The following is a 17,300-nucleotide window of genomic DNA, read 5'->3' as shown; positions in this document are numbered from 1 at the left end:
AGCTTCTTAGTTCGCTGTGAGCTTCCCGTCTTTGAGTCTTGGCTCAACGAAGTGACCTTTACGAGCACGATTACCTGCAAAGGACTTCAAGGTTTTCGCATCAAGACTGAGCTCCGTTGGTTTACCAGCGCGTCCTGCTCCTGAATACGTAGCGCCATCAGGCCCAACCGCAATGGCAGACGCCAACTTCTCTTTATCATCCAAGCCCATCAGAATGACGCCTTTACCACCAGTAGGCAAACGCTTTAGCTCATCCAGCGGGAAGACCAATAATTTAGAGCTTTCGGATAAGCAAGCTACCTGCTTCATGCCTGCGGTAACCTTAGCAGCTCCGAGAGGTGCATCACCACCCGGAAATTTGCTATCGATACCAACAAACGATTTACCAGCCTTATTACGGGTAGTCATGTCTGCCACGTTTGCCAGGAAGCCATTACCAGATCTTGTAGAAATCAGTACGAGATCATCAGACTGACCTGCATAGTAAGCAACCATTTGTGATCCAGCGGCTAAATTCACAAAGCTAGTTAACGGTGAGCCATCGCCACGTGCACCAGGCAATTCACTGACTGGCACGGTATAGACGCGGCCATCACTACCAAAGCCTTGCATCACATCGACTGTGCGGCACTCAAATGTGCCATACAAGGCATCACCCGCTTTAAAGGCAAACTGCGTTGCATCATGTTCATGACCTTGGCGCACGCGCACCCAACCTTTTTGCGACACGATCACGGTCACTGGCTCATCTAATATTTTAGTCTCAGCTACAGCGCGCTTGTCTTCCTGAATTAAGGTACGACGATCATCACCGAAATCCTTCATGTCGGATTCGATTTCTTTGATTATGCGTTTACGTAGAATGGTATCGCTCTGCAATAAACCTTCAAGATCATCACGCTCAGACTTGAGTTCTTTCAACTCTTGCTCAATCTTGATGCCCTCAAGGCGAGCTAATTGTCGCAAGCGGATATCTAGGATATCTTCCGCTTGACGATCACTCAGCTTGAACTCTTTGATAAGATCAGCCTTAGGTTCATCGCTACTACGAATGATCTTAATGACCTTATCAATATTCAGAAGAACGATTAAGCGCCCTTCCAAAATATGCATCCGGTCGTTTACTTTACCTAAACGATATTGAGTACGTCTTGTAACAGTAGCCACTCTGAAAGAAATCCATTCAGAAATAATCTCTTTAAGACCTTTTTGACGTGGACGACCATCAGTACCAATCATGACCAAGTTCATTGGTGCATTGGACTCTAGCGATGTATGGGCTAGCAGTAGGTTGGCAAACTCATTGACATCAATATTTTTGCTCTTAGGCTCAAACACCAAGCGTACAGCTGCATCTTTACTAGATTCGTCACGTACGCCATCAAGGACATTCAGAATGGTGGATTTGAGATTGCTTTGCTCTGGAGTTAAAGTCTTTTTACCAACTTTGACTTTAGGATTGGTAATCTCTTCAATCTCTTGCAATACGCGCTGCGATGACGTTGATGGTGGAAGTTCATTCACCACGATTTGCCATTGACCACGCGCCAATTCTTCAACAGACCAACGGGCACGTACTTTTAAGCTGCCGCGACCTGCCTCATAAATCTGCGCAATTTCTGCTGGAGAAGAAATAATTTGACCGCCACCAGGATAGTCCGGGCCAGGTATGATTTCTAGCAACTCTGACGTGCTCATCTTTGGAGACTTCATCAAGGCAATAGCTGCACTTGCCACTTCACGCAAATTGTGTGAAGGAATCTCCGTTGCCATACCTACCGCAATACCCGATGCACCATTCAATAGAACAAAAGGTAAGCGTGCTGGTAACAACCTAGGCTCTTGGAAAGAGCCGTCGTAGTTCGGAGCAAAATCGACCGTACCTTCATCAATCTCGCTTAGCAATAAACCGGCAATTTTGGTTAAACGCGCTTCGGTGTAACGCATGGCCGCTGCGCCATCACCATCACGGGAACCAAAGTTACCTTGACCATCAATCAATGGATAACGTAATGAGAAGCTTTGGGCAAGACGTACTAATGCGTCATAAGCGGATTGATCACCATGGGGATGAAATTTACCCAGTACATCACCAACTACACGAGCACTCTTGACTGGCTTTGCATCAGCACGCAAACCCATCTCACTCATCGAGAACAGAATGCGGCGTTGAACTGGCTTTTGACCATCGGATACATCAGGTAATGCGCGACCTTTGACGACGCTAATGGCGTAATCTAAGTAAGCGCGTTCAGCATAGACGGCTAGCGTGAGGCTATCTTTGTCATCCTCATTAAGCTCAATCTTTTTCGGATCATGTGGATCATTAGGCCCACCTGCCTCAGTAGAAATAGGTTCATCGACTGCAAACAAGTCAGCTTGCTCTACTGGTTTATTGCTACCTGGAGTTTTTTTGATTGCCATTAGATATCCGCCTCTACTTCGTTACCGCGCTCTTCCAACCAATCACGACGCGCCCCGGATTCGGATTTACCCATCAACATATCCATTGTTTTAATTGTTTCATCTTCTGTCCATGCGCCTAAGGTCACCGGTAAGAGACGGCGGGTATCCGGATTGAGGGTGGTATCCCACAGTTGCTCAGCACTCATCTCGCCCAAACCTTTAAAGCGAGATATCTGCCAGGCAGACTCTTTGACACCATCTTTACGTAACTTATCTTCAATTGCTTGTAGTTCGCTTGCATCCAGTGCGTAAATCTTTTGCGCCGGTTTTTTACCGCGCGCTGGCGCATCCACTCTAAATAAGGGTGGCCGCGAAATATGAATATGTCCTAATTCAATTAGCTTAGGGAAATGCTTGTAGAACAAGGTGAGTAGCAATACCTGAATATGCGCGCCATCGACGTCAGCATCAGACAAAATACAGACCTTACCGTAACGCAAGTTCGATAAATCTGGCGTGTCGTTAGCACCATGTGGATCAACACCAATGGCCACCGCAATGTCATGCACTTCATTATTAGCAAACAGGCGATCGCGCTCGGCTTCCCAAGTATTGAGAACCTTGCCACGCAAAGGCAGGATCGCCTGATATTCTTTGTTGCGCCCCATCTTGGCTGAGCCGCCCGCTGAATCTCCCTCAACAAGAAAGATTTCATTTAGGCTGATATCTTCGCTCTCGCAATCCGTTAGCTTTCCAGGGAGAACCGCTACGCCAGAAGATTTTTTCTTCTCTACCTTTTGACCAGCACGGGTTCTGGCTTGGGCTTGCTTAATTACTAAGTCCGCCAATTTACGGCCGTAATCTACGTGCTCATTAAGCCAAAGCTCTAATGCAGATTTAGCGTAGCCAGAAACTAGGCGCACTGCGTCTCTTGAATTCAGACGCTCTTTAATTTGCCCCTGAAATTGTGGATCCAAAACCTTGGCAGACAAAATAAATGAAGCACGCGCAAAGACGTCTTCAGGCATGAGTTTCACACCCTTAGGTTGCAATGCATGCATCTCAATAAAACCTTTGACCGCGTTAAAGAGGCCTTCGCGTAGACCACTTTCATGCGTGCCACCGGCAGGGGTCGGAATCAAGTTCACATAACTCTCACGCACAGGTGGGCCATCTTCAGTCCAGGTTACAACCCAAGCAGCGCCCTCGCCTTCAGCAAAGGAATCGTCATCTCCATTGCCGGTAGCGTATTGCTCACCCTCAAATGGAGGAATCACTTCTGCACCATGACCTGCTTGAGCCATTGCTTCATTTAAGTAGCCACGCAAGCCCTGGGCATATTGCCAAGTTTGGCTCTCGCCAGACTTTTCTTGAATCAGTGTCACTTTTACGCCAGGCAATAAGACTGCCTTCGAGCGCAACAAGCGAATCAGTTCAGGCATTGGGATGGCTGCGTTATCAAAATACTTACCATCAGGCCACGCACGTACACGTGTACCGTGAGACTTATCCTCTTTGCCAGCGGCACTGGTTTTGAGTTTTTCAATCACCCTACCGTCAGCAAAGGTCAATGTAGAGACCTGACCCTCACGCCATACGGTCACCTCTAGTCGCTTGGATAAGGCATTGGTTACAGAGACACCGACACCATGCAAACCACCTGAGAAGGCATACGCACCACCGGAGCCTTTTTCGAATTTACCGCCGGCATGTAGCTGAGTAAAAACGATTTCTACTACCGGGAGCTTCTCAGTTGGATGCATTCCAACAGGAATACCCCGACCATCATCCTCAACGCTCACGCTGCTATCGGTATGCAAAGTCACAGTGATGTGCTTGCCAAACCCACCTAGCGCCTCGTCAGAAGCGTTATCCAACACCTCCTGAATGATATGCAAGGGATTGTCAGTGCGGGTGTACATTCCCGGCCGCTGACGGACGGGTTCAAGCCCTTTTAAGACTTGAATCGATGATTCGCTGTATTCGGATGTTTTACGGGTAGCCATGCGCGCAAATTGTAGTCATGTCTGAACGAAAACCTGAATTTTCCTGAATTACCCTTTTTTTCATGCCAAAATTGCAGGATGGGAGCCTTAAGTCATATTCGCGTTTTAGACCTCAGCCGTGTGCTTGCCGGCCCGTGGTGTACTCAAAACCTCGCTGACCTCGGTGCAGACGTTATTAAGGTTGAAAAACCTGGTGAGGGCGACGATACACGTCACTGGGGCCCTCCGTTTGCCAGAGATCAAAACGGTCAAGATACGGCTGAAAGTGCCTATTTCATATCCATTAACCGCAATAAACGCTCCATTACGGTCGATATTAGCAAGCCTGAAGGCCAAGAAATCATTCGCCAGCTCGCAAAAGAGTCTGATGTAGTCATTGAGAACTACAAAGTGGGGCAGTTGGCTAAGTACGGACTGGATTACGAGAGCTTAATCAAAGTGAAGTCGGATCTCATTTACTGCTCAATTACTGGATTCGGGCAATTTGGGCCCTATTCAAAACGCCCTGGATATGATTTTATTGTCCAAGGAATGGGTGGCTTTATGAGCGTTACCGGTGAGGCGGATGACTTTCCAGGAGCTAGCCCACAAAAAGCGGGAGTTGCAATCGCCGATATTTTTACCGGGATGTACGCCACCACCTCCATCTTGGCAGCCATTGCCCATAAAAACCATACTGGCGAAGGTCAATACATTGACTTGGCCCTCTTGGATACGCAAATAGCAGTCATGGCAAATGTGGCTAGCGCCTATTTATGCTCAGATGAAATCCCCAAACGTTGGGGCAATGCATCCCCAACGATAGTGCCCTATCAAACACTTCCCACATCAGATGGCTGGATGATTGTTGCCGCTGGAAATAACGGCCAATTCAGGCATTTTGTTACCGCAGGTAATGAAGCCCATTTAGCCGATAACCCTCTGTACTCAGAGAATCCAATGCGGGTAAAGCACCGCGAACAGCTAGTCCCTCTGCTAGAGGAAATGACGAGAAAGAAAACTAAGGCAGAGTGGATCGCCTTACTTGAAAAAGCAAACGTACCCTGCGGACCAATTAATAATTTTCAAGAAGTATTTGAAAATGAACAGGTCAAAGCCCGTGATATCCAAATGAATGTGCCCCACCCCACGGCTGGCAGCATGAAGTTGGTAGCGAGCCCAATGCGACTTTCAAAAACGCCTGTGGAAGTCAGAATGGCACCCCCAACCTTGGGACAACATACTGATGAGATCCTACGCGAGAGACTGGGTCTTAACGCGCAGGATATCAATTCACTGAGAGAAAATGGTTCGATCTAATCGAGCTTGCCAATTTTTCTAACTACTTCATTCATCTTGGCAATGTCCTTATCCCAAAAGATTTGGAATTCAGGTTCGTCAAGATAGTCGATTGGACTACCTGCATTGCCAATGGTTGAGCGAATGGAATTGTCGTTAACAGCAACTCTCAATGCATCGCGATACTTTTTGACAATCGGCTCAGGCGTACTCTTCGGTACGAAAATCCCAGTCCATTGATTGTATTCAACGGGTATTCCGAGCTCTTTCAGAGATGGCACATCTGGTAGTGCAGCCATCCTACCTGTTCCAGTGTGAGCTAAAGCTCTGAGTTTTCCAGCCTTGACGTTTTGAACCACGGTTGATGGGCCACTAGCGACAATGTCTACCTCTCCACTTAGTACAGCCAATACAGCAGGGCCAGCACCACCATAGGGAATATGAACAACGAAAATATTCTGATTTGTTTTCAGCATCTCCATTGGCAACTGCATCGTTCCGTAGTTACCAGAAGAGCTGAAATTGTATTTACCAGGATACTTTTTAGCATCAGCAACAAACTCAGTCATGGTTTTCCATGGAGCATCATTCTTCACCACAATCACTAATGGATCAGAAGTAATGCGGCCAATTGGTCTAAGCTGATTCGTGGAGTACGAAGCTGTTTTGCCAGCAATCTTATCTGTCTCTGGAATGGTTGAAACAGAGGACATCGCAAACAATACGTTATAACCATCTGGCTTTGCTTTTGCTACAAAGGCATTACCGATTCCGCCGCCTGCACCAGGTTTGTTTTCCATGATGATGGGCTTTTCAAGATTTTTAGCCATACCATCAGCAATGGGTCTGCCTACAACCGTGGCAACCCCACCCGGCGGAAATGGAATGATCATGGAAATGGGTCTGTTAGGCCATGACTCTTCCGCAGACGCTGACTGGCCAGAGGCGCTCTGGCTAAACAGCGATACTGCAGCGAACAAACAGCCTAATAAGATTCCGATTTTTTGTTTTTTCTTGGAATACATTATTTTGTCTCCCCCATCTATTTTTTTATAGGCCTACGCAGACATACTTCATCTCGAGGTATTCATCAATACCCCAAGAGCTACCTTCTCTACCTAAGCCGGATTGCTTAACGCCGCCAAATGGGGCAACCTCGTTAGAAAACAGACCAGTATTGACACCGACCATGCCAAACTCCAGAGCCTCAGCCACTTTCCAGATACGGCCGATATCACGGCTGTAGAAATAAGAGGCCAATCCAAATTGACTGTTATTGGCCAGTTTGACAACTTCCTCATCAGACTCAAAAGGAATGACTGGGGCAACCGGTCCAAAGGTTTCTTCAGTTACCACCAACATGGAATTGCTTACATTAGCCAAAATGGTGGGCTCAAAAAAAGTACCGCCTCGCTCAGAAGACTTACCGCCGGTAACCAAGGTTGCTCCCTTAGCCACTGCATCAGCAATATGCCTCTGGACTTTAGCCAGTGCATGCTCATCAATCAAGGGGCCTTGAGTTACCCCAGGCTCTAGACCATGACCCACTTTGAGTAATTTTGTAGCAGCAGCAAACTTTTCAACAAATTCGTTATGAACTTTTTTATGCACATAAAAGCGATTGGCTGCAACACAAGCTTGGCCAGCATTACGGTACTTGGCAAACATGGCTCCAGCAACTGCATTGTCAATGTTGGCATCTTCAAAAACAATAAATGGCGCATGACCACCCAACTCAAGAGCAATCTTTTTCACTGTTGGAGCGCACTGCATCATCAGCAACTTGCCAACCTCAGTAGATCCGGTGAACGAGAGATGCTTCACTACTTGAGAGTCACAAAGTGCTTTACCAATTGCAATGGAATTGTGAGCATCCGCGGTTAAAATATTGATCACCCCATCAGGGACGCCTGCACGAGAAGCGAGTTCAGCCAATGCCAATGCTGACAACGGTGTTTGTTCAGCAGGCTTGATGACAATGGAGCAACCTGCGGCCAGTGCTGGAGATACTTTTCTAGTGATCATGGCGCTTGGGAAGTTCCAAGGAGTAATTGCTACGCACACTCCAATAGGTTGTTTGAGAACCATCAAACGTTTGTCTTCCCAAGTTGAGCTAGGAATGGCGCCAGTTACTCGTTTCGCTTCTTCAGCAAACCACTCAATAAAAGAGGATCCATAATGAATCTCACCTTTAGCTTCAACCAAAGGCTTGCCTTGCTCTAGAGACATGATGATCCCAAGATCTTCGGTGTGCTCTGTAATTAAGTCAAACCACTTACGCATAACTGCAGCACGCTCTTTGCCAGTTTTTGTACGCCATTGCGTAAATGCAGTTTCAGCTAATGCAACAGCGTCCAGTGCATCAGCAACATCGAGATTGGGAACCTGGGCGATTTCTTCGCCAGTTGCAGGGTTGCTTACTGAAAAAACTTTGCCAGATTTAGCTTGAAGCCATTTACCACCGATAAATGCATCGCCCTTCAGGAGATTTTTATCTTTCAATAACGAACTAATGTGATTTACTGCTGACATAAATAAATACTCCAAAGAATCTTGTAAGTGGCAAAATTGCTCATTAATTTAAAAAGTGTTTTGACCCCACCAATCAGTAAAAACCCTAGGCATATTGCTTTGCCAAGGTACTGATTATTGGATACGAAGAAAATTTTGCAATAAAAAAATGAATACTAAAATTATTCTGCGTAACAGGCCAAATCAAACCGTAACACAAGATAACTTTGAATGCATTGACGCCGATATAGAGCCTCTCAGGAGCGATCAAGTCCTGGTTTTAAATCAATGGCTTTCGCTGGATCCCTATGTGCGCGGCAGAATGAGTGAGCGCAAATCATATGCGCCCTCAATTGCGCTTGGCGATGTTGTTATGGGCGAAGGTATTGGAATCGTTATCGATTCCCAGTCTGATCAATTTAAGCCGGGAGATAAAGTCATTGGCATGCTGGGATGGCAAACCCATGCCGTCATGAATTGCGCTGCGATCAAGCTCATTCCTGAAATTCCTTTTTCTGAAACCTGGCTCCTGGGAGCCGCAGGAATGCCTGGGATCACCGCCTGGATTGGAATGATGGATATTTGCAAGCCCCAGACTGGTGAAACCATCCTCATTACCTCTGCCGCAGGTACCGTAGGTAGTGTTGCCGGCCAACTCGCCAAACTACAGGGCGCCAATGTCATTGGAGTTGCAGGCTCTGAGGAAAAATGCGCTTATGTGCAGGATGTATTCAATTTTGATCTTTGCCTGTCTTATCAGCACAGCAATTGGCTTAGCAACTTAAATAAATATGCCCCCAATGGCATCGATGGGGTATTTGAGAATGTTGGAGGCACCCTATTTGACAGCATGATTCCTCAAATGAACCCCTTCTCCCGCATTGCCATCTGCGGACTGATTGCCGAAGGCCTTGAAGAGCATCTCCACAGCATCAATCTGCGCACCTTACTAGCCAATCGCATGTTAATTCAGGGATTTATCGTCTCAGATCATGTTTCTCGCTGGAAGGATATACAAAAGCAGCTAATAGACCTCATAGTCAAAAAAAAGATCCAGGTGCACGAAAAAATCACTGAAAACCTGCAAAACGCACCTCAGACCTTCATTGATTTGCTTGAGGGCAGTTATTTGGGCAAACAAATAATCAAGCTATCCTAAGCGCTAGACATACCGAGAAAACATCCATGACAGCGCAAACCAGCCCATCTAATATCCTCACACTAAAGAATCTGCTGATCTTTGGGGGGCTGATGGTGACTTTTTCCATGGGTATACGTCATGGATTTGGACTCTTTAACCTACCCATCACCTTCGCCAATGGTTGGGGTCGTGAAACTTTTGCTCTCACTATCGCATTACAAAATTTGATTTGGGGTGCTGTTCAACCTATCACCGGAGCATTGGCTGATCGTTACGGCGCACTCAAAATTATGATTGCCGGGGGCGCATTGTATGCACTCGGTTTAGCCGGCATGGCGATCTCTACAGACGCACTGAGTTTTGCATTTGCAGGTGGATTACTCATTGGTCTTGCACAAACTGCAACCACCTATAGCGTGGTGTATGGAATCTTAGGTCGCAACGTTGCCCCTGAAAAAAGAGTGTGGGCTATGGGCATCACTGCAGCTGCTGGATCATTCGGACAATTTTTAATGATTCCAGTTGAGCAAGGCTTGCTTTCAAACTTTGGTGCTAATGATGCGCTACTCGTATTGGCGCTCATGGCGAGCCTCATGATTCCGATTGCGTTTATGTTGCGCGAACCTAATGCCGCAAATATGCAGCAAGCTAGCAATCAAACTATCAAAGAAGCTTTAAAAGAGGCGATGGGTAACCCGAGCTTTAGATTGCTTACTTTGGGATATTTTGTTTGCGGATTTCAGGTGGTATTTATTGCGGTTCATTTAGCGCCCTACCTAAAAGATTTATCCAAGATATATCCCGATGTTGGCGCACCTTTTGTAGCCACTACCGCCCTCGCATTGATTGGTCTATTTAATATTTTTGGAACCTATGCCGCCGGAATATTAGGCCAACGCCTGCCAAAGCGCTACCTCTTGTCAGGGATCTATATCAGCAGATCTGTGGCGATCATCGCCTTTGTTTATATGCCTCTGAGCCCAACAACCACTTATATTTTTGCGGCCATCATGGGCTTCTTGTGGCTCTCTACCATCCCATTGACCAATGCCATCGTTGCACAGATTTTTGGTGTGAAATACCTCTCTATGCTGTCTGGTCTCGTATTTTTCTCTCATCAACTTGGCAGCTTCTGCGGGGCTTATTTTGGTGGCTACCTATTTGATCGCACTGGCTCCTATCTGATCGTTTGGAATATTTCGATTGCCTTAGGTGTGTTTGCATTCTTAATTAATTTGCCAGTAAAAGAGCGAGCGATTCATCGCATCACTACCGCTTAATTTTTTAATGAATATTTCCATTTCGCGCTTCGTTTCACACACCCTATTGGCAGCAATATTAGGAATTATTTTCTGCGCATACTTCGCGCCAGAGTTAACGGTCGCAATCACTAATCAAGTGTGGGCGCTGTGTGGTTGGTAATCGGTGGATAATGCAACTTGCACTAGCATCTTTTTTATAAAACGTTTTAATTTTTTTAATCTTGCCGTAGCACAATGGATAGTGCACATGCCTCCTAAGCGTGGGATACAGGTTCGATTCCTGTCGGCGGGACCACTTCCAAGTCAGAACTTATCCACAGCCTTTGTGGATAAATACCCAAAAGTTTTCGTAAGTCTAAGATTTGTATAGAGTGACCTAGCTTGCTTAATTTATGAGCACTTACCATTAACAAAAATATACGTAAATCGTTGTTGACAATTCAAATTTATTTATAGATTTTTAGATCAGTTTTTGGTAATCAGAATTTCTCTTACACTTAGGGCATGCATAAGCTCAATACCAAGCTCACCAGCAGCACTATCGCTGCACTAGAGGAATTACTCCAAAATACGGCAAGGCCAGCTCCGCCCGATTATTTACCCATCCATTTTTTAGGTGGCTACACAGCTGGGCAGGTTATTGGGCATATAAGCCCTGATTTCACGGCCTTTTTACTCGAATTCTTAGCAAAAAACCCAATCCCTCATATCGAAATGGGCCACGATCGTCTGACTATTCACCATGCGAGGCCTGTGGAGCTCTCTGAAAGTCTTTCGAAAATGGCTGATCGGATGCGCCAAGGTGGGTTTATTCCAGGGTGGAGGAATGAGAATTTCGCTTGGATTGATCAAAATGGTCACGAATACTTCCGTTTAGAGCGCTCCGCCTTCCGTGCTTTTGGCTTTCGTAGCATGGCAACCCACATCAATGGCCATACCAAGGCGGGAAATCTATGGCTTGGACGACGGAGCGAAACCAAATCTACTGACCCTGGCCGTCTCGATAACCTGGCCGCAGGCGGTATTGGGGCAGATGAAACCCCGTGGGTTAATGCCCGCAGGGAATTATGGGAAGAGGCGGGTGTGCCAGCCCAGATTTCCGATCAAATTGAGCCCGTGGGTCGTATACACATGCGCCGCACTATCCCAGGACGGGGCTTTCATGATGAGCAGCTCTATATTTACGACCTAGAACTGGCCGATAACTTTGTACCCACCAATCATGACGGGGAAGTGAGCGGTTTTATTGAAATCTCGCTTTCAGAGGCTGCAGCCCGCATTTTGGCCGATGAATTCACTAATGATGCTGCCTTGGTGACTGCGGATTTCATTTTGCGCAATACCAGGGCGGAATAAATCTTCCAAATTGGATTTAAGCGCTTTATTTTGATCGCCCAGCTTAAAGTCATTTCGTGGTTAAATAAGACCTAAGGATGAAACAGGGGTGCCCTTGAGTGGTGTTTGCTACAAGGCGCTGAGAAAGACCCTATAACCCGATCCAGGTAATGCTGGCGTGGGGAGTTTTCCATCAGACCGTCACCCGGTTTCGTCCATCTAAAAAACAGTCAGGAGATGGACATGAGCGATACCAATACAAAATCAAAACAAGAAATTCCTAGCTTAAAAAGCTTAGAGCGTGACTTTGGCCAAAAATTTGCCTACCCCGCCTCTACTAAAACCTATCTAGAGGGTTCGCGTCCAGATATCAAGGCGCCGATTCGTATGATCGAGCAACTATCAACACGCGTTGGCGAGGAGATGGTCCCTAATCCTCCTGTGCCGGTTTATGACACATCAGGCCCTTATAGCGATCCAGAGATTGTGATCAATCTTGAAAAAGGTTTGCCTTTACTGCGCAAGAACTGGATTGAAGAGCGTGGTGACACAGTTCAGTTAACTGGACCCAGTTCCGAATACGGTGTTGCCCGCTCACAAGATGCGGCTACTCAGAATTTGCGTTTCGCCCACATCAATCCTCCGCGTGTCGCTAAAGTGGGTCAGAATGTGAGCCAAATGTATTACGCCCGCAAAGGTATCGTGACACCTGAGATGGAATACGTGGCTTTGCGTGAATCCATGGGTCTTGAGCAATTACGCAAGAACCCAGAATACAAACAACTGCTCAAGCAACATCCTGGCAAGAGCTATGGCGCGAATCTTCCTGACATCGTTACTGGTGAATTTGTCCGCTCTGAAATCGCTGCTGGTCGTGCGATTATTCCAGCTAACATTAATCACCCAGAGCTCGAGCCAATGATTATTGGCCGTAACTTCCGCGTGAAGATTAACGGCAACTTGGGTAACTCTGCTGTGACTTCTTCTATTAATGAAGAAGTGGAAAAAATGGTGTGGTCAATCCGTTGGGGTGCAGATACCATCATGGATCTTTCTACAGGAAAGCATATTCATGAAACTCGTGAGTGGATTATTCGTAACTCACCAGTTCCAATCGGTACCGTTCCAATCTACCAAGCACTCGATAAGACCGGCGGCATTGCAGAAGACCTTACCTGGGAAATGTTCCGCGACACTCTGGTAGAGCAAGCTGAGCAAGGTGTCGACTACTTCACTATTCATGCTGGCGTATTACTGCGTTATGTACCTTTAACAGCTGATCGTATTACTGGCATCGTCTCTCGTGGCGGCTCCATCATGGCGAAGTGGTGCTTGGCTCACCATAAAGAAAACTTCCTCTATACAAAGTTTGATGAAATTTGCGAAATCATGAAAGCCTATGACGTGTCATTTAGCTTGGGCGATGGCTTGCGTCCTGGCTGTATTGCTGACTCCAATGATGCCGCGCAGTTTGGCGAGCTACACACCCTTGGTGAACTCACTGCCAAAGCCTGGAAGCATGATGTCCAAGTCATGATCGAAGGTCCTGGTCACGTGCCAATGCAGCGCATTGAAGAAAATATGACTGAAGAGCTGAAGCACTGCCTAGAGGCGCCCTTCTACACTCTCGGACCATTGATTACTGACATCGCTCCTGGTTACGATCACATTACCAGCGGTATTGGTGCGGCACAAATTGGTTGGTACGGTACAGCGATGCTTTGCTATGTCACACCAAAAGAGCATTTAGGTTTACCGGATAAAGAAGATGTGCGTACCGGCATCATCACTTATAAAATTGCTGCCCATGGTGCAGACTTGGCTAAAGGTTTACCGGGCGCTCAAGTACGCGATAACGCTTTATCCAAAGCCCGCTTTGAGTTCCGCTGGGAAGACCAATTTAATCTTGGCCTAGACCCTGAGCGTGCTCGTGAATACCACGACGCTACTTTGCCTGCAGAGGGCGCGAAGATTGCCCACTTCTGTTCAATGTGTGGGCCGAAGTTCTGCTCGATGAAGATCACTCAAGAAGTACGTGACTACGCTGCTACTTTAGATGCGGATGGCAATCCTAAGTCGAAAGTCATTCCGATCACTGCAGAAGCCCCTACCGATCCACAAAAAGGAATGGAAGAGATGTCAGCAGAGTTTCGTAAGCGCGGTAGCGAGATTTATCAGTAAGTGAGTCACGTATTCTCAAACGGCAAATATGCCATCGTTGGCGCCGGCCTCATGGGTCGGTTGCTGGCGGTCGCGCTTGCTAAACGCGGCGCTCAGGTAGAACTGTTTGAGAAAGGTGGTTCGGATGGCAACTTAGCGGCAGCTCGAATTGCGGCTGCTATGTTGGCTCCTTTAGCAGAATCTGCTATTACCGAAGATAACGTGGTGCGCATGGGTGTTCACAGTCTGCCTCGCTGGAAGCAACTCATCGATGAATTAGCAAAGCCAGTATTCTTTCAACAAGATGGCACGCTCATCTTATGGCATCGTCAAGATACCAGCGATGCAGAGCGCTTTGCGTCCCATCTGGAAAGAAATTGCGATCACAATCAGGCACTTTCTAAACCGATTCATTTGGATAGTCAGTCTCTTGCAGAAATTGAGCCTAGCGTTTCTGAGCGCTTTACCCAAGGCCTCTACCTTCCCAATGAAGGTCAGCTCGATAATCGCCAATTACTTGAGGCTTTATTAGTTGAGCTCACTTTAATGAAGGTGCCTTGCCATTGGAATCAGGCTACCGATCCTGCACAACTTCGCACTCAAAAGAATGGTTTTGATTGGGTGATCGATTGTCGTGGTCTGGGTGCTAAAACTTCTTGGGGCGAAGCTGGTAGAGCTTCTAAAGATTTAAGGGGCGTGCGCGGTGAAGTGATTCGCCTACATGCGCCTGAAGTAAAACTACGTCGCCCTACTCGCCTAATCCATCCACGCTATCCAATTTACATCGCCCCCAAAGAAGATGATGTCTACGTTGTTGGCGCAACAGAGATTGAATCTGAGGATCTTTCTCCGATGAGTGTGCGCTCCGCCCTAGAATTACTTAGTGCGGTTTATACCGTCCATAGCGGCTTTGCTGAAGCGCGTATTTTGGAAATGGCAACGCAATGTCGCCCTACGCTCAAAGATAATTTGCCGGAGATTGCTGTTGATCGAAAACCAAATCAAGCTGGCCTGATGATGATCAATGGACTCTATCGACATGGTTTTATGATCTCACCAGCGATTTTGGATTGCGCATTAGAGATATTGCATTCAGGGTCTAGCAGTACCGCTATTGACTTAGATCTTCAGGTATCGGCTGCTGCTGATCAGGAGCTCAGTGCATGCGCATAATGGTGAATCAAGTTGCCAAAGAGGTTCCTGATCAGTGCACGATTGATGATGTTCTTCTGCTCATCGATGCAAAACCACCCTTTGCCGTTGCCATCAATTACGAATTTGTTCCCAAGACTAGGCATGCAGAAGAAGTATTGCGTGAAGGCGATGAGATGGAAGTGATTGCACCAGTGACTGGCGGCTAATTTAGTAACGAACACATTAAGAAATTAATACAGACAAAAGTAAGCAAAAGAATTCATTAATCAACATGACTGCCCCATTACCAAACTCTTTAAATACAGCCGATCCATTAGTGCTGTATGGCGAGACTTTTGCTAGTCGCTTATTACTAGGAAGCTCGCGTTACCCTTCTCCACAGGTCTTAGAGAATGCGGTGAAGCAATCTAATCCTGGAATGATTACGGTGAGCCTGCGCAGGCAAGGTACCTCTACAACTGAAGCGCACTCTGGCTTTTGGGATCTCTTAAAGAAAATGGCTGTACCAGTTTTACCAAATACCGCAGGATGTCATAGCCCGAAAGAGGTAATTACTACCGCGCAGATGGCACGTGAAGTATTTGAGACGAATTGGATTAAGTTGGAGCTCATTGGCGATGACTACACTTTGCAACCGGATACTTTACGTTTAGTTGCCACTGCAGAAACTTTGATCAAAGATGGCTTCAAGGTCTTGCCTTATTGCACTGAAGATCTGATTTTGTGCCAACGCTTAGTGGATGTGGGATGCCAGGCGGTGATGCCATGGGCCGCTCCAATTGGTACTGGTCAAGGCCCTTTAAATCCTTATGCATTAAAACTCTTACGTGACCGCTTAAAAGTTCCGCTGCTGGTGGATGCTGGTTTAGGCCTGCCCTCACATGCATGCAGTGTGATGGAGTGGGGCTTTGATGGTGTCTTACTCAATACGGCTGTTGCATTAGCTGATGACCCAGTGGCGATGGCTAAAGCGTTTGCGATGTCAGTCGATGCTGGCCGCACCGCCTACCTCTCTGGTGCCATGAAAGCCCAACAGTCTGCTCAAGCTAGTACGCCTTTAGTTGGCACGCCTTTTTGGCATCAAAGTTAAAAAGTTAATAAGATGAGCTTAGTACGCGACCTTGCAGATCAAATTGTTGCAGCCCATGTCAAGGATGATGTGTGCTTACCGATCCCAACGTACAGCATCTCATCCCCCCCACCACAAATTGATAATGAGCACGCAGCGGATCACTATGAGCTAGCAGGCGCACTTGCCTCAATTGAGATGGGCTTTATCGAATGTGATGCCAAAGTATTGGGTAAGGCATGGTCACGCATGGCTCACCAAGATGGTGGCTTTAATCCATCTAAATGGCCCTCAAGGCCGGAGCATTTTGATTTGCTCCCCTGGACACGCAATATGAACCCCAATGCATTTGCGGAGTGTCCTCAGCGCTTGGGTTTATATGCCGTCATGCCCGATGCTGATTCGGTAAAGCGTGCCATTGAGGCTGAAGTGCCAACGGTGCAACTGCGCCTCAAATCAGATGATCGCAGGCTGATCCGCAAGCAGATTGCGCAATCTGTTGAGGCAGTCAAAGGCAGTAAGAGTCTGCTCTTTATTAATGATTTTTGGCAGGAAGCAATTGAAGCCGATGCCTATGGTGTTCATCTGGGGCAAGAAGATTTAGCAGTGGCAGACTTAGATGCAATTCGGTCTGCAGGTCTACGCTTAGGTCTGAGTACCCACGGCTATGCTGAAATGGTTTATTCAGATCGCTTCTGCCCGAGTTATATCGCTATGGGCGCAGTCTTTGCAACCAATCTGAAAAAGATGGCTACTGCACCTCAAGGCTTGGGGCGTTTATACAAGTATGCCCAATTGATGAGTCACTATCCTTTAGTAGCTATTGGCGGCATTGATGAAACTAGTATTCACGCAGTAGCCCAAAGCGGTGTTGGCTCGGTTGCAGTTGTCAGGGCAATCAATGGATCGAGTGATCCAAAGGCAGCTGTGAAGCGACTGCAAGAACTCATGAAAACCTAGCCCTTAATCTTGAGTCT

Annotated in this window: 13 protein-coding genes, 1 tRNA gene and 1 riboswitch; of the genes, 10 read left to right on the top strand and 4 right to left on the bottom strand. The window is 46.9% G+C overall.

Features of this window, described 5'->3' with window-relative positions; translation table 11 throughout:
• Positions 1–6 precede the first annotated feature (6 nt).
• Both parC and FD977_RS05225 read right to left on the bottom strand, forming a co-directional pair.
• Positions 7–2,424 carry a DNA topoisomerase IV subunit A gene (gene parC, locus FD977_RS05230; RefSeq protein WP_251369554.1) on the bottom strand — a complete coding sequence of 806 codons (2,418 nt, stop codon included), beginning with the start codon at positions 2,422–2,424 and terminating at the stop codon, positions 7–9.
• Positions 2,424–4,412, bottom strand: coding sequence for a DNA topoisomerase IV subunit B (locus tag FD977_RS05225; protein WP_215306925.1), 1,989 nt, complete (start codon positions 4,410–4,412; stop codon positions 2,424–2,426). Before FD977_RS05225 ends, parC begins: the two co-directional genes overlap by 1 nt.
• Positions 4,413–4,490: 78 nt before the next feature.
• Between FD977_RS05225 and FD977_RS05220 the strand changes: the two genes are divergently transcribed.
• On the top strand, positions 4,491–5,711 hold the full coding sequence (locus FD977_RS05220) for a CaiB/BaiF CoA-transferase family protein (RefSeq protein WP_215306923.1): 1,221 nt from the start codon (positions 4,491–4,493) through the stop codon (positions 5,709–5,711).
• Here the strand turns inward: FD977_RS05220 and FD977_RS05215 are convergent.
• Together FD977_RS05215 and FD977_RS05210 are read right to left on the bottom strand one after the other, a co-directional pair.
• Positions 5,708–6,715 carry a tripartite tricarboxylate transporter substrate binding protein gene (locus FD977_RS05215; protein WP_215306921.1) on the bottom strand — a complete coding sequence of 336 codons (1,008 nt, stop codon included), beginning with the start codon at positions 6,713–6,715 and terminating at the stop codon, positions 5,708–5,710. The genes FD977_RS05220 and FD977_RS05215 overlap by 4 nt on opposite strands.
• Before the next feature lie 25 nt (positions 6,716–6,740).
• Positions 6,741–8,222 (bottom strand): NAD-dependent succinate-semialdehyde dehydrogenase, encoded by a 1,482-nt coding sequence (locus FD977_RS05210; RefSeq protein WP_215306919.1) that lies wholly within the window; start codon positions 8,220–8,222, stop codon positions 6,741–6,743.
• Positions 8,223–8,370: 148 nt separating this feature from the next.
• Here FD977_RS05210 and FD977_RS05205 point away from each other — a divergent pair, with 148 nt between their 5' ends.
• The 9 genes from FD977_RS05205 to FD977_RS05165 all read left to right on the top strand — a co-directional run bounded on the left by FD977_RS05205 (position 8,371) and on the right by FD977_RS05165 (position 17,283).
• On the top strand, positions 8,371–9,360 hold the full coding sequence (locus FD977_RS05205) for an NADP-dependent oxidoreductase (RefSeq protein WP_215306917.1): 990 nt from the start codon (positions 8,371–8,373) through the stop codon (positions 9,358–9,360).
• Positions 9,361–9,386: 26 nt separating this feature from the next.
• On the top strand, positions 9,387–10,622 hold the full coding sequence (locus FD977_RS05200; protein WP_215306916.1) for an MFS transporter: 1,236 nt from the start codon (positions 9,387–9,389) through the stop codon (positions 10,620–10,622).
• 202 nt (positions 10,623–10,824) lie between these two features.
• Positions 10,825–10,899, top strand: a tRNA-Arg gene (locus FD977_RS05195).
• Positions 10,900–11,108: 209 nt separating this feature from the next.
• Positions 11,109–11,960: an NUDIX hydrolase family protein gene (locus tag FD977_RS05190; protein WP_215306914.1), complete on the top strand. Its 852-nt coding sequence runs from the start codon at positions 11,109–11,111 to the stop codon at positions 11,958–11,960.
• Between the two features lie 74 nt (positions 11,961–12,034).
• Positions 12,035–12,141, top strand: a riboswitch (TPP riboswitch).
• Between the two features lie 41 nt (positions 12,142–12,182).
• Entirely contained in the window at positions 12,183–14,120 is a 1,938-nt protein-coding gene (gene thiC, locus FD977_RS05185) for a phosphomethylpyrimidine synthase ThiC (RefSeq protein ID WP_251369553.1), read from the top strand.
• Positions 14,121–15,272, top strand: coding sequence for an FAD-dependent oxidoreductase (locus tag FD977_RS05180; protein ID WP_256442657.1), 1,152 nt, complete (start codon positions 14,121–14,123; stop codon positions 15,270–15,272).
• Positions 15,263–15,460: a sulfur carrier protein ThiS gene (thiS, locus tag FD977_RS05175; RefSeq protein WP_215306912.1), complete on the top strand. Its 198-nt coding sequence runs from the start codon at positions 15,263–15,265 to the stop codon at positions 15,458–15,460. Before FD977_RS05180 ends, thiS begins: the two co-directional genes overlap by 10 nt.
• A gap of 65 nt (positions 15,461–15,525) precedes the next feature.
• Positions 15,526–16,344, top strand: a complete 819-nt coding sequence (locus FD977_RS05170; RefSeq protein ID WP_215306910.1) for a thiazole synthase — start codon at positions 15,526–15,528, stop codon at positions 16,342–16,344.
• 12 nt (positions 16,345–16,356) lie between these two features.
• Entirely contained in the window at positions 16,357–17,283 is a 927-nt protein-coding gene (locus FD977_RS05165) for a thiamine phosphate synthase (protein WP_215306908.1), read from the top strand.
• The last annotated feature ends 17 nt before the right edge of the window (positions 17,284–17,300 follow it).

This window comes from Polynucleobacter sp. AP-Elch-400A-B2, assembly GCF_018688355.1.
Lineage (GTDB): Bacteria > Pseudomonadota > Gammaproteobacteria > Burkholderiales > Burkholderiaceae > Polynucleobacter.
The sequence above is the reverse complement of the archived record's forward strand: the minus strand, read 5'-3'. Positions and strand labels throughout refer to the sequence as shown.

Excerpts from the sequence above, each read along its gene's own strand:
- parC (WP_251369554.1), bottom strand. The coding sequence starts at position 2,424 with ATGGCAATCAAAAAAACTCCAGGTAGCAATAAACCAGTAGAGCAAGCT.
- FD977_RS05225 (WP_215306925.1), bottom strand. The coding sequence starts at position 4,412 with ATGGCTACCCGTAAAACATCCGAATACAGCGAATCATCGATTCAAGTC.
- FD977_RS05220 (WP_215306923.1), top strand. The coding sequence starts at position 4,491 with ATGGGAGCCTTAAGTCATATTCGCGTTTTAGACCTCAGCCGTGTGCTT.
- FD977_RS05215 (WP_215306921.1), bottom strand. The coding sequence starts at position 6,715 with ATGTATTCCAAGAAAAAACAAAAAATCGGAATCTTATTAGGCTGTTTG.
- FD977_RS05210 (WP_215306919.1), bottom strand. The coding sequence starts at position 8,222 with ATGTCAGCAGTAAATCACATTAGTTCGTTATTGAAAGATAAAAATCTC.
- FD977_RS05205 (WP_215306917.1), top strand. The coding sequence starts at position 8,371 with ATGAATACTAAAATTATTCTGCGTAACAGGCCAAATCAAACCGTAACA.
- FD977_RS05200 (WP_215306916.1), top strand. The coding sequence starts at position 9,387 with ATGACAGCGCAAACCAGCCCATCTAATATCCTCACACTAAAGAATCTG.
- FD977_RS05190 (WP_215306914.1), top strand. The coding sequence starts at position 11,109 with ATGCATAAGCTCAATACCAAGCTCACCAGCAGCACTATCGCTGCACTA.
- thiC (WP_251369553.1), top strand. The coding sequence starts at position 12,183 with ATGAGCGATACCAATACAAAATCAAAACAAGAAATTCCTAGCTTAAAA.
- thiS (WP_215306912.1), top strand. The coding sequence starts at position 15,263 with ATGCGCATAATGGTGAATCAAGTTGCCAAAGAGGTTCCTGATCAGTGC.
- FD977_RS05170 (WP_215306910.1), top strand. The coding sequence starts at position 15,526 with ATGACTGCCCCATTACCAAACTCTTTAAATACAGCCGATCCATTAGTG.
- FD977_RS05165 (WP_215306908.1), top strand. The coding sequence starts at position 16,357 with ATGAGCTTAGTACGCGACCTTGCAGATCAAATTGTTGCAGCCCATGTC.